Annotated in this window: 6 protein-coding genes; 2 read left to right on the forward strand and 4 right to left on the reverse strand. The window is 60.9% G+C overall.

The features are described from left to right. Positions 1–1,790: S53 family peptidase (locus tag IRZ31_RS15125; RefSeq protein ID WP_297155085.1), on the reverse strand; the 1,790-nt coding region annotated here is incomplete at its 3' end. Positions 1,791–2,407: 617 nt separating this feature from the next. Here IRZ31_RS15125 and IRZ31_RS15130 point away from each other — a divergent pair. After that, entirely contained in the window at positions 2,408–3,721 is a 1,314-nt protein-coding gene (locus IRZ31_RS15130; protein WP_297155087.1) for an MFS transporter, read from the forward strand. A 30-nt stretch (positions 3,722–3,751) separates the two neighbouring features. Here IRZ31_RS15130 and IRZ31_RS15135 read toward each other — a convergent pair whose 3' ends face one another. After that, positions 3,752–5,923, reverse strand: coding sequence for a BACON domain-containing carbohydrate-binding protein (locus IRZ31_RS15135; protein WP_297155089.1), 2,172 nt, complete (start codon positions 5,921–5,923; stop codon positions 3,752–3,754). A gap of 1,093 nt (positions 5,924–7,016) precedes the next feature. Here IRZ31_RS15135 and IRZ31_RS15140 point away from each other — a divergent pair. Then, the gene (locus tag IRZ31_RS15140) at positions 7,017–9,032 is read left to right on the forward strand and encodes a serine/threonine-protein kinase (RefSeq protein ID WP_297155091.1); all 2,016 of its coding nucleotides are present in this window, start codon (positions 7,017–7,019) and stop codon (positions 9,030–9,032) included. Positions 9,033–9,075: 43 nt separating this feature from the next. Here the strand turns inward: IRZ31_RS15140 and IRZ31_RS15145 are convergent, their stop codons facing one another. Together IRZ31_RS15145 and IRZ31_RS15150 are read right to left on the reverse strand one after the other, a co-directional pair. Next, on the reverse strand, positions 9,076–12,327 hold the full coding sequence (locus IRZ31_RS15145; protein ID WP_297155094.1) for an FtsX-like permease family protein: 3,252 nt from the start codon (positions 12,325–12,327) through the stop codon (positions 9,076–9,078). A gap of 139 nt (positions 12,328–12,466) precedes the next feature. After that, on the reverse strand, positions 12,467–13,159 hold the full coding sequence (locus tag IRZ31_RS15150) for an SGNH/GDSL hydrolase family protein (protein WP_297155096.1): 693 nt from the start codon (positions 13,157–13,159) through the stop codon (positions 12,467–12,469). Positions 13,160–13,512: the final 353 nt, after the last annotated feature.

Below are 13,512 nucleotides of genomic sequence, written 5' to 3' on the forward strand. Positions count from 1 at the left end.
CCGCCACCGCCGCCACCGCCGCCACCACCGCCGGAGGTGCCAGCGACATCGCGGGCAAAGTTCCAGACGTCGGGCGAGCCAATGCCGGTCGCCAGATCGTAGCCCGTGGTGGCCGAGTAGTAGAGGTTATTACCGCTGGTGATATCGTGATAGGCGCTATAGGTCTGCGTCGTATTGTAGAGGCGGTAGATGGTAGCGCTGGCCGAGCCGAGGGTGGCTTTGCCCTGCGAAGTCAGGTATTGATTGACATCAGCCGCCACACCGGCCCACAGCGGAGCGGCTGCGCTCGTGCCGCCGACAGTCAGCCAACCAGAGCTGGAGCAGCCTGCCGCGGTGACCGTGCAGTAGACTGAGTAGCCCGTGGCAGGATCAGCGTCAGCCGAGACATCCGGCACCATTCGATTGGCATTGGTCAGATTCGGGCCGGTCTGATAGGAAGGACGGGCGAAGTAGGAGCTGATGCCACCACCGCCGCCCGAGCCATGCGGGCTGCGCTGCGTGTCGTTAGGATTCGACCAGGCCGACTCACTGCTGTAGGTGCCCCCACTTCCGGTAACTAGATGCGTACCACCAACGCCCACCACATAGGGATCATCGGCGGGCGAGTCCACGGCCAGACTGTTGTTATCACAGTCGTAGGCACCCGAGTCGCCAGAGGCCGCGAAGAAAGCCTGGCCCTGGGCCGCTCCCTGCTTGAAGATGTTGTCAAGCGTGGCCAGCTCTGAGGTTCCCGCCGCCGCTTCACACTCGCCCCAGCTGATGCTGACGACTTTGGCCAGGTTGTCGGTCACAATACGGTTATAGGTGTCGTTGACCCCAGTGTTCGTATTGGGTCCAATATAGATTTTCTGGTTCGCTCCGGGTGCGATCGCCGAGACGACTTCCATATCCAGCTCGACCTCGATCGCTCCCGAGCCGGCGGTGTTGGTCGCCCCATCGACCAGCACATTGGAATATTTCGCTGATCCGAGGCCATAATAGCTCAGGTAGGCGTTGACGTCAGAGGCCCGGTAACCGTCCAGCTCAAAGATGGCTACGGTCTGGCCGCTTCCGTTGCTTCCCCCATTGATGAGCGAGTTCATGTCATAAGCGGTGCGCAGCTCGCTCGGCGTGTAGCCACCGCCAGGGCCGGTGTGAGGCGCCTGGCTGCTGCTGAGACGCTGCAAGCCCAGGGGATGATAGTGGGCAACGTTATCGAGGCCAGCAATGTTGAGAATCAGGCCGCCTAGCTCCGCCGGCACAGATGGCTCGCTGGTCGGGGCGTAGACGGTGCGATTTCCCACCTGATAATCGGCCAGCGTGATGGCAAAGGCCTGCTCAACCTGGGACACACTGCCGCTGGCGCTGATCAGCGTACGGTTAGGCGAGACCCCGTTGACGCGCAAACCCTGGGACCGCAGGTAGGCCACCACGCGGTTGACAGTCTCGGGCGTTGGCCCAAATTGCTCGGTGAACTGCTGCGGCGTCAGGTAGTGGTGGTAAAGCGGGGACTGCGGGTCATTCTGCGCCGCGAGCAGGGCATCGAGTTGGGCTTCGTTGCGTAGCTTGAGCGCGATCGAAAGCTGAAGGACGCGGTTGGCGCTCTCACTGTGGAGTGGCTTGTGATTCCTTAGCAGCGGGACCATGTGCCCACGGATCAAACTCCGATTGGTCGGAGCCTCTCCATGCAGCTGGGCATAGGCAGCGGATGGCACAATCAGAAGGAGTAGAGCCGCCACGCCGCTGGCGCTGAGCGCAAGCAGGACAATAGCAAGGCGGCGCGCAGATCGGAAGAATGTTGCGATGTTCATCGGCACCTCTAGCTTGTAAGGTCGGTACGGCTGTGTACCGCTAGACTTGGCCGGACAACATGGTCAGAGACAGCCTATCATCAGGTAGTACAGGCAAAAGGTGGACTGGATAAGAGGTCGACAATGGATAACCTCCACCAGACACAGGGATAGACTCCAGGGGTTGGGGGAAAAACACCTCCTTTGCTCACAGAGCACCAGTCTCGCTCGTCAGACAGCTGAATATCCGTAGCAGAAGAGGCTACAGACATAGAAAGAAGCTCTACTCGTGGTTCACGTGTTGGAAGCAGCTGGCACCGGGGAGCCATGCGTCCCCGCTTGCTTCCTTTATACAAGACGAGCCTATAGTTAATAATACCGATGCAGATCACGTCTGTCAAGTATATAGGACCCGGACAGAGATACCGTCATCTCTTCCGTTTGCACAGAAACGCTAAAAAAGAGCAAGGAGACCAGGAGGAGGAAGAGCACGCAGCCAGTGCCAGCCTTTGGCAGGGTTTATTTCCCCAGCGCCCTGCGCCTCACGCAGGTTCAGGGAGAGTACCAAAACGTATAATTATTATCAGATGCAGAGATACGCCGGTCAGTACGAAAGAAAGAAAGAGCGTCCCACGTCCGTGAACAGATCGCCTGCCACAGCAACGCCAGAAGACAGCGCGCTCGCCAGCAAACGCCAGCGGCTCAACACCTTCCGCGCCCTGCGCCATCGCAACTATCGCCTGCTCTGGATCAGCCTGGTTGTCTCCTCTGTTGGGACCTGGATGCAGATTGTTGCCCAGAGTCTGCTTGTTCTCAAGCTGACCCATAATTCGGCCCTCGCCCTGGGGATCGTCTCCCTGGCTCAAGCCGGCGCTTTTCTCCTCTTTGCTCTTATCGGAGGCGGGGTAGCCGATCGCCTTGATCGTCGCCGGCTGCTTCTTTGCACGCAGAGCAGCTCAATGGGGCTGGCCTTCCTGCTCGGGCTGCTGACCCATCTTGGCGTCATTCAGGTCTGGATGATTGTCCTGATTGCCTTCTGCAACAGCGTCGTCCTGAGCTTCGACCAGCCAGCGCGCTCTGCCCTCATTCCCCAACTGGTGCCGCGCGAAGACCTCATGAACGCTATTTCTCTCCAATCTGCCGTCTTTAACGGAGCGGCGGTCATTGGTCCCTCGTTGGCCGGCCTGACCATTGGCCTCATCCACTACGCGGGCAACTTCTTTCTCAACGCCCTGAGCTATCTAGGGGTACTCATCGTCCTCTTCCTCATGCGTGTTCCGGCAGGTGAGGGTCAGGCCGCGGCGTCGGGCGCGCCTGCCAGCGATCTGATGCACTCGATCCGTGAATCGCTGCAAGTCATCGGGCGTGACGCCGTCCTGCCCTGGGTAATCGCAGCCTACGGAGTTCTGCTCTTTTTCAATCCCTCGGCGGCCATCATCCTACCCTATTTCTCCGTGCAGGTGCTGCATCTCACGCCGTTTCAGCTTGGCCTCCTCTTTTCCGCTTCTGGCGTCGGCACGGTAGCGGGGGCACTGGGACTGGCCTCTCTCGGAGAAGTTAAGCGCAAGGGGCGGGCACTCATCCTGGCCTTCAGCCTCTGGACCGTAGCCTTGCTTTTGTTTGCCTTGAGCCATCTCTTCTGGCTCTCGCTGCTGACCCTCTTCCTTGTCGGCGCCATGCAGAATATAATCGCCGCCACTACGATCACACTGATGCAGACACGCGTTCCAGCTCAGATGCGAGGACGCGTCATGAGCCTCAACACGCTGATGATCATGGCGATCAGGCCCCTGGGAGACTTCTGCGCAAGTGGCCTGATCGCGCTCATTGGCGGTCCTCCGACCGTGGCCTTAGCTGGGGCCATCGTCGGCCTGCTTAGTCTCCTGCTCGTCGGCGGGCGCCCAGCCGTTCGTCATCTCGCCGAGCCAGGCGCTCGCCCACCTCAATCCTGAACAAGCCCCCTTGAGCGGCACAGTTTGGCCTCAGCCTGGACTGACGGTGACGGTGATAACCTGGGGGCTGCTCTGCAGCGGGTTCTGTCCGCCATCGCTGGCCGTAATGGTGATCTGACCCCGCAGCGTCTTCAGCAGCAGGCGCGGAGGTGTGACGTAGACCGCGATGGTCGTTCCCGAACCACTCTCGCTGCCACTCGCCTGACTCAGATGTAGCCACGAAGCGCTATCGCTATCGACGCTGGCCACCCAGGTCACCGGGCGGGGGCAGCTTCCGTCGATGCGCAGTGAGAGCATCTGCGGAGGGGGATTCGGTTGCAGCAGCGAGCTGCTAAAACTCAACCCACTCGGGGTCACTTCGAGCACACAGGGAGCCAGGACTGTTAAGGTAACTATCACCACCTGCACCAGCTGGCCGGGATTGGCCGGCATTCCATCGGCAGGCTCCAGTGAGATACTAAACTGGCCGCTATAGCTCCCCGGTGTCAGGCTCGTCACGTTGACACTGACACTCAGCTGCGTTGTCTGGCCAGCCGCCAGCATGCCGTTGAGAGGCGTCACGCTCAGCCAGGGAGTTGACGCTGCATTGAGCGTCACCGACCACAGCAGCGGATGCTGGCTAGCGCTCAGCAGGACAGAGCGCGCCGCCGGTGGCTGGCTTCCCTGCTCGACCGTAAAGCTCAGACTGCCCGGTGAAAGAGTTGCCCCCAAAGGGGTGCGACCCGGCCCATCTGTCGCCGCTGTTGTGGTAGCGCTGCTACTGGTGCTCCCTGGAATCGCCGAGGTGAGCAAGTTCAAGAGAACCGACACCGTTTGCGTCCACTGTTGCATCGAGAAGAGAATAAAACCGCTATAGGTACCGGCATGTAACTCGCTGAGGGCCACGCTGACGTGCACGCTCATGCCGTGGGTTGCATCGACACGGCCACTGGCCGGATCGATGTTGAGCCAGCTTGCTGAGGTAAACGCCTGCCAGTTCAGGCCAGAAGCACAGCCCGGTGCCAACCCCAGATCAAGCGACTGATCGCTGGCCGTACTCCGCCCTGAGCCAATGGTGAAGGTCAGGCTCTGGGAGCTTAAGGTCAGGCGACAGGCAGGCAAGACTGTGAGCGAGGCCGCCAGCACCTGGGTCGTTGTCGCTGCTGGGGCAGAAGAGGGCGAGCTGCTCACCTGGACGATGGCCAGGTAGAGGCCGGGCAGCAGATGCGCCCCCTGGGCCATTACCGCCACAGGCAGACTCTCACCAGCGGCTAATCGCCCCTGGGCCGGCTTGAGCTGGAGCCAATCGGCGCGCGCCGGCAACGGCGCATCCTGGCTGGCCTCGGGCGGCACTACCAGGCGGCTGGACCAGACCGCTGTCTCCCGTGCAGGATTAGCAAGAGTGACAAACTGAGCTGCGGGCGCCGGGCCACCATCGCTGAGCGAGAAAGCCAGGGCCGCTGGCGTCAGCGTGAGCGGCCAGGTTTGCCGCCCATTGGCTGTAGCTGGGGCTGCTTCGACCCGCATTGTCACCAGGACGCGCAAAGAGGGGCCACTATCAGCGCTAAAGGTAATGGTCCCGTGATAAACGCCAGGTTGCAGATTGGCACGCGACCCTGCGATCAAGATCGCCTGGCGCTCACTGAGTACCCCTTGCGTCGGGGTAGTCAGTAGCCACGGTTGATCGCTGCTCGCCGTCCATGAGAGGCTTCCATCGCCACCGTTGCTCAGCCAGAATGGCACCACACTATTGAGACCTTGCACCGCCGCCCCGAGATCCAGACTGCGGCGACTGACCTCCAGAATCGGCGAACGCAGCGGACCACTGGCCAAGACCTGAACCGTCGTACTGGCCGTATAGTGTGTGGCGACATCTTCAGCCTGGATAGTATGGCTGCCAGGACTCCAATCGCGCCCAATGATGATCGTCACATCAGCGCTGCCCGCCGCCCCCAGGTGAACAAGCGAGGCCATACCCACGGGGGCCAGGGCCTGGCCAACATCGTAGCTAAAATAGATCTGAGCAAAAGCTGGGAAATGATCCAGATGGAGATGCACCGCCTGACCGGCATGGGCCAGCGTCGGTGTCGCCGTCAAAAACGGCGGCTGGCCTACCGGCATGGTCGGCTGATGGACCCCAGCGAAACGTGAGCGGATCAGCCAACCATTCAAGCCAATGAGCAGAAGCGCCAGGATCGTCAGTCCTACAAAGAGCCAGCGCAACCAGGGCCTGCGCCCCGGCTGTCTCCACCACGGCGACCTGCTCCTGCGCCGGTCCCCCAGGAGCCAGGGACCCGACCGGGCATCCCTTAAGCCATTGGGATGAGTGCCAGATGGCGATCCGCCAGGTTGCGTACTACCACCACCACCGGAGGCAGGCAGAAGATGTGCCTCCGACGTCGCTCGCACCGCTTCCCGCCTCCCGGCTGGCTCGCTGCCGGGCCGCTGGGGCCGCCCTGCTCCCTGCTCCGCAGCTGCTGCGGAGGAGACCAGTTGCTCAGACCAGGCCTGACGCCGGGCCTTCCAGGACCAGTGCCACGCGGGTCGGTTCAGGTTCTGGTTTATGTCACCTTGCTCAAGCGGGGGAAAACTGCCCTGGGTCCCCTCCCGACCTGTTCTCTGCGCTGATCCCGAAGCCAGCGCAGAGCGCGCCCGGGGATCAGCGCTACCTTCCTCCTCCCAAGCCCCATCAGCGGCACTCATCGGCACCGTCGGGAAGCCACGTAGCGAGGGCGGCGGCCAGCCATTCACATCTGAAAGCCCAGCCACCTGCCATCCTTCACCTCTCGGGGGAAAAAGCACTTCTTGCTCAGCGAGGGCATGACGTTGCAACAGCAGTGCCCGACACTCGTCGCAAAACACCACCCCTTGCTCACATGGCCTGTTGCAGTAGAGGCACCGATTCATTGTCACTAGACCCTTCCTACACTCTCAAGCCGCATCCTATGACCAACACAGTCCAAATGGGCAGCTCTAGTACTGCTATGAATAGATAACGAAGAATTCACGAGTGAGTCACTCTAGAAGAGGCTACAGCCCATTCGTCTTGATATTATCAGGCACGGGGAGCGATTGTCATCCCCCATTTCTCTCTTTCATTGACACCATGCAGAAGTGCCAGTTATACTCTCCTTGCCCTGGAATGAGGCAGCCTTGTGAGTACGTGCCAAAAGCAAGCAAGCAAGCGAGGAAAGAAGAGGGGAAGCACGATGTGGCAAGAGGTTGGAGCAGCACCCCTGGTCAGATGGAGCAGTGCCCTACAGCAGCAGCAATGGTCGTCTGTGGATGACAGTCCTCGGGCCCCGGTGGAGGAGCTATGCGCGAGCGCAATCGCTATATCGATAGAGTGATCGGTCACTATCGAATCATCGCCGGCCTCGGCAATCGGCCAGCAAGCAGCGCCTACCTGGCTCAGCACCTGACAGCCCCCGGCCACACGGTGGTGATTAAGTTCTTTCACCCGCCTTTCCCTCGCAATCGCGAGCAATATTTCCGTGAGGTGCGCCTGCTGAGGATGCTGCGACATCCGCATCTGCTTCCTCCGCTAGAGAGCGGTGTCGACCAGGACGAAGTCTATTTGATGAGCGAATATGCGCTGCGCGGCTCGCTGCGCCAGCGACTGGCGCGCCAGGGGACGACACCACTGAGCGTGGCCGAGGCTGGAGCCTTGCTACAGCAGATCGCTGACGCCCTGGCCTATGCCCATCACTTCAATGTGATGCATGGCAACCTGAAGCCGGAGAACATCCTCTTCAATGCCAAAGGAGAGCTGTGGCTCACCGATTTCAGCTGGGCCACAGCGACCGACGGTGAGCCACAGCTGCGCCCTGGTAGCTGGCCTTACATGGCTCCTGAGCAGTTCGAAGGGATGACAAGTCGCGCCAGCGATCAGTACGCCCTGGCCTGTATCGCCTACGAGCTGCTGACCGGGCGGCCCCCTTTCAGCGGTACAGATTTTGCAACGCTGGCCCGGCAGCACAGCCATGAGCAGCCAGTGGCCCCGACGCAGCTCAACCTGCTGCTGCCGCGCCGGGTGGATGAGGCGCTTCTGCAAGCTCTTGCCAAAGAGAGCAGCCAACGCTTCCCCACGGTCAAGGAGTTCCTCACAGCGCTCTTCCCGGCAGCTGGCAGCCTTCCCTCCCCTGCCAGCAGCAGCGCCCCGAACCTGCCTGCGATCAGCGAAGTGCGTTTCCTATCAGCCGGGCGAGCCAGGCCGTCCCCTCTGGAGTTCTCGCCGGCGAGTGGCGAACTGCTCCGCCCCAGCGATGCTACCCGTGTTCCCGAGAGTTCCAGCTCCCATCTCGGCCCCGGAAGGATTCAGCCCGCCGTCCCCGACGCTGCAACCGCGAGCGGAGAGGCCAGCACTTCTCAAGAGCAGGCAGGCACTTTCAGCGGCCATGCATCGACAGAGGAAGAGATCTCGATCCACGAGCAAGAGACCATACCACAGCCAGCATTGCCCAACCAGGATCAGGCCGCGCTCCTTCCCCCAAGCGAGGAGGCTGTTGCCGGCTCTCCTCCTGAGTCGACGTCTTCGGCGGCTGGCAGCGATAGCATCCTGGAACCAGCAGACGGAGTGCCTCCGAAGGCCAGCGAAGCGGAGGCCCCGGCCACACCCATCCTCCCGTGGAACGAGCAGCCCACATTAATCAGCGAGAGCGTTAGACCAGCTGTCGGCAGCGCAGCAGGTCTCGCTGGCATGGGCGCTGGTCTTCGCGGCAGCCAGGGCGTGAGCTACCAGCGTGAGGCCAGACAAGGGCGCTGGATTCTGATGGGCGTGGTCAGCCTCGTGGTCATCCTGAGCCTGCTCATCATTTTGCTGCTACCACTGCTGTCAGCCGGCCTCTGGCGACAGACTGCCCAACTGACTCCCACGATCCCAACGAGCACCGTCATCGTCACCGTGGCGCCAACGCCGTCGCCCTCACCCAGCCCGACGCCAACTCCCTCACCAACGGCCACACCGACACCATCCCCTTCGCCATCGCCCAGCCCGACGCCGCACCCCACACCCACGCCCACGCCGTCGCCCACTCCGCCGCTGCTGACCGTCAGTCCAACCCAGCTCAACGGATCAGACGACTGTAGCCACGACAGCTTCACCTTCCGCTGCCAGGTCACCCTTTCGCTTTCCTCCACGGCCAGCGACACCACCCAATGGTCGGCCAGCAGCTCAAATGTGCGCGCTTTCTTCGCACCACAGCAAGGCTGGCTAGAGCCTGGCAGTCAACAGCAAATCACAGTCTACATCTACGCCTCCTGCCCGCGCCAGGGCCAGCTGCTCTTTCGCACCCAGGATGGCACTTCCACGCAGGTCACCTGGACCTGCTAGCCAGCAGACCAGGCAGGGTAGCAGGTCCGGTCTGGCCCCCCTATCACTGATAGCGCAAGGCCTCGATCGGTGTAACGCGCCCTGCCTGCCAGGCCGGCAGAAGTGCCGCCACCAGCGAGGCTACCAGAGCAACGCCGATAATCAGGATCAGCTGGCCCCAGGGAATGACAAAGACCAGGCCAGTCTGATAGCGCTCAAAGAAGTTGGCGGCAAACAGATTGCGCGCTAGCAGCAGACCCAGCACCAGACCAATCAAACTACCAAGCACCGCCACCAGCACAGACTCACCCAGGAAGGCCGTCCTGATCAAACGCCGGCTGCATCCTAGCGCACGCAGCATCCCAATCTGCTGGCGCCGCTCAATCACGGCGCGCGTACCGGTAATCGCCAGGGCGGCAACCCCGAGTAGGAGCGCTAGCCCGACAATTCCAATCATGATATCGCTGAGAAGGATGCGCGGCCCGCGCACCTCCCAAATGGCATCTTCCAAGACAGTGGTCTCAAGACCCTCGTCGAGGAAGGCCGAGCCAAGGCGAAGGGACAGCGCGCGCTTGTCCTGACCTGGCGCCACCTTAAAGTAGTAGGCCTGGACCTCGGGATTATTCGGATCGGGCGCAATCGAACCGTAGAGCCGCTGCGAGATGTAGAGTCCAAAATGATCACCGTTGCTGTTATCAACCACCCCAATAATGGTCAGCTTGGCAACCGAGGCATTGAGCAAGGCAGAGAGACCGTCGCCCCCCGGCGAGCGCGTCACCCAGATGCTCTGCGGTGTGAAGTTCGTTTCTCCCAGCGAGATCCCGCTGAGGGCAAAGGTATAGTAAGGGTCCAGACCGGGCGGCGTGAGTGGCACCCCGGCCTCACTGGCTGTCGGCGCCGAGGGATCATAGACCCCAGGCGAGCTACGGGCACCCAGACTAGCTGCCAGCGCGCTGCTATCGATCAAGGCATAGTTCGGATGCTCCTGCAGCGCCTGCCAGACGGCAGCATCGCTGCTGAAGCCGCGCGCTCGCGCCACCAAATGCAGGCCATAGCCCTGGAGAAAGCCCCCACTGATCACCTGAGCCGGATAGAGCCGCCAGGCCGGCTGAGGAGCCGTCGGCTGAATCACCCCCACCAGCGTTGTCGTCCGCACGCCAATGGCGCTGAAGGCTCCGGGATCAATGCCATGCCGCGCCAGAATGGCCCGCAATTGCTCATCAGGAGCCTCCTTTCCTTGACTGGAGAGCAAGGGCCGAAAGTAGGGAATAGCTTGAATGTCATAGCCCCCCGTTTGCAGATTAATGTCAGCATAACTGTGCTGCATGGCCGCCGTGATCACCGTCATCACGGTCAAAGCAAAAACGACCAGACTGAACATCGTCACGCTCAGTCCCATGCGAAAGCGATAGTGTAGCGGATAGGAGGCCACCAGACGCGCCAACAGGTGCAGACGCGGGCGTACCCGCGAGAGCGATAACAGCGGTTTGACAAGTAGCTCACCGTTGGCAATGAGGGCCCAGACAATCCCCAGGGTCATCATGAAGCCGGCTAGAAAGAAGACTTCGATGCTGGAGCGGAAACGTACCAGACCCAGCGAGGCGAAGAGATCGAAGGGAACAGCCCAGTAGGCACAGATGGTCAGGCCGGCAATGGCCGGCACCAGCCGATCGCTCAGACGGCGCACCTGCGGCCTGTATCTGGCAGGACTGAGTGCGATAATGCCGGTCTTGAGGAGCAGGCAGCCACCGATGACAAGGAGCGAGAGACCCAGGGAGAAAGGTGCTACCAGCCGCTCTGTCAGGCCATAGGAGAGCAGCCAGAGGCCCGCCAGCAGCGGGAGCAGACCCGCCAGGACCAGAGCACGCCCGCCCTCGATGAGCAGCTCGCTGAGATAGCTGAGCAGGCGACGACCGCGCTGACGCAGAGCCTTCCTCACCAGTCCAAGCAGCCCCCTCAGCTCCGCAATGGTGCGTGGTCGCCGCTCCGGCTCCGGCAGGTTGCGCAAAGCCTCCACCACAGTCATACGACTTACCAACCAGGCGGAGACCGTCACGGCGCAGAAAGTGAAGATGGTGCCAAGGCAGTAGGCGATGAGCAGGCTGCGCGGCTGAAAGGTCAGCTTGAGCGGGAAGTCGAAGCGCTCCAGCACCGGCCCAAGCAAGAGCACCAGCAAAGCCCCAATGGCCACCCCCAACGCCAGCCCGATGAAGGAGGCTAGCAGATCGTAGATCGCCCCTTCAAAGAGGAAGGTCAGCACCAGATGACGACGCAGCACCCCAATAGCTCGGGCCATCCCCATTTCAACCCGCCGTTCCGCCGCCAGCAGCACGAAGATGAGAAAGATCAGCAGCATCCCAATGGCCACAATAAAGAGGGCAAAGAGAACGAAGATGCGCGAGAAAATGTCTTGCGCTTTCTCCGAATTCAAAATGGCCAGCTTCTTGACTTCAATGACGTGAACATTGCGCGGGATGAGCCGCTCTAGCTTCTCTTCGACGCGATCGGAGATAGCGATGCTATCAGGCCCATCACTGCCGCGATTGGCCACAAAGATCTGCGTGATGGCGTCGCCGCATTGCTCAATCCGCCGAAACAGCTGCACCTGACTCACAATGAAAGGAGTATCGCCTATCATGCCGCTGCTATCGGCAATAGCACGCACACGCACCTCATAGCGCCGTCCCGGCCAGCGTTGCGAGTAGAGATAGAGGCGATCGCCCGCATGAGCGTTTAAAAGCTGCGCCAGAGTCCGATTCAGGTAGACCTCGTTGGGACCGAGTGAGGCAAGATGCAAACGGCCCTTGCCATCCTCAGCGACAATACCCCCAAAACCATCTTCGCTGCCCGGCAGAGCGGCCAGAGCTGTCACCCCAGAGCGCACCTGACGCGAGGTCTGGTCGGCCACCAACAGATCATGTTCCATGATGGCCGCCCCCAGGGCGGCAACATCAGGGTCGCTGCCCACCTGCGCACGCAGGCGGTAATAGATCGCCTCATCGAAGAAGCCCAGATCGCCAGAGCCGCCCTCTATCGTCTCATCAACGTTGCCGACATTATAGGTTGCGACGCTGCGCACGGCGCCCGTCATGACATCGCCGGTCGCCAGGGCGCTAGAGAGCAGGGTCGTCGAAAGCATGAGCGCGAAGATGATCAGCATCATCTGCGTGCGCCGCCGTGGGATGTTGCGCACACCGATCTTAAAAAAAAGCCGATTGCGCAACGCCAGTACCAGGACCAGCGCCACAATCGCCAGGGTGATGATCAGCAGGATCGTGCTGAGCGTATCAAGCGGGATACCAAAAAGTTCCGTCATGCCACTTTCTTGCAAATTGACTGAGCCTGTCCAGTACCTCCCGTTACCGCTGCCCTCCTCCGTGGCAGCCTACCTTACTGGCCTCCTGAGCTGGTCACGCCTCCTGTCCCCGTTGCTCAGCCAGGCGTCAGGTTCGGCCTCAGCGCAGGGCCTGATAAAAGAGATTGGCCAGAGCCATGTAGCCAATGTCGCTCGGATGGAGGCCATCCTCACTCACGTACTCAGGATGACGGGCCAGGTTATAGCGCTGCTGCGACAGATCAACTAGAATCAGATGATGCTTTCTCACATTATCAGCAATGGCAGCGTTATACAGCTGGATCTGAGAGCGCAGCCACTGCTGATCAAAGGTGCGAAAATGTGGGAGCAGCGTCAGATCGGGCACATTGGCAATGGCAATCCTGGCCTGCGGGGCCCCCGCCTGGAGGCGCGTGAGGAGCAGATCCAGATCGCGCGCGTAGGCCGTCACCGGCACCTGGTCAGCCAGATCGTTCACGGCCAGCCAGATCGTCACGATGTCAGGATGCACATCAAGCGCGATGGGCAACTCCAGGCGCAGCGCTTGATGAAGGTGGATCCCGGGAATGCCGAGATTGACCAGATGGACGGATGGGCCAAGCTTATGGGCCAGATCAATAGGCCAGTTATCGGCGTAGGGATCAGCGGTGCCAAAGCCAAAGGAGTCGGAGGCGCCAATGGCGACGTAGACGAGACCTTTATGAAGGTTTCCCAGCTCGTCAGGAGCAGCGGGCGCTTCATTCGTCGGGCCACAGGCGCTTAGCAGGCAGAGACCACAGAGGAGGCTGACCAACAGCCACAGGCTGGTTTTCATCCAAGAGAACTGGCCTGACCATGATCCAGGCCGCCAAGACCAGGCCACTGGCCAGGGCCGCTGCAGGCTTTCCTTGCCTTTACCACTGTCAGGCCCAGGCCGGCTTGCGCCAGCCAGGTGACTCCAATCCTTCGTTTTCGTCCTCATGCACAGGCACGTATGAGATTTACTCTACTCCGATGATAAGTTGCCTCTCTACGTGGATTATATCATCTTTTTAAATATCATACTATGTCAATTTAGCGCCATCAAAGGCTGGGTCGACGGAGAAAACCAGGGAAAAAGTACCCGGCGCGGGTCGTGAAAGGAAGCCCAGAGAGGAGAGGACAAAGGCACCAGCAGGAGACTCATAA

Source organism: Thermogemmatispora sp., from assembly GCF_019683635.1.
Lineage (GTDB): Bacteria > Chloroflexota > Ktedonobacteria > Ktedonobacterales > Ktedonobacteraceae > Thermogemmatispora.

Coding starts and splice junctions, on each gene's coding strand:
- IRZ31_RS15140 (WP_297155091.1), top strand. CDS start 7,017: ATGCGCGAGCGCAATCGCTATATCGATAGAGTGATCGGTCACTATCGA.
- IRZ31_RS15145 (WP_297155094.1), bottom strand. CDS start 12,327: ATGACGGAACTTTTTGGTATCCCGCTTGATACGCTCAGCACGATCCTG.
- IRZ31_RS15150 (WP_297155096.1), bottom strand. CDS start 13,159: ATGAAAACCAGCCTGTGGCTGTTGGTCAGCCTCCTCTGTGGTCTCTGC.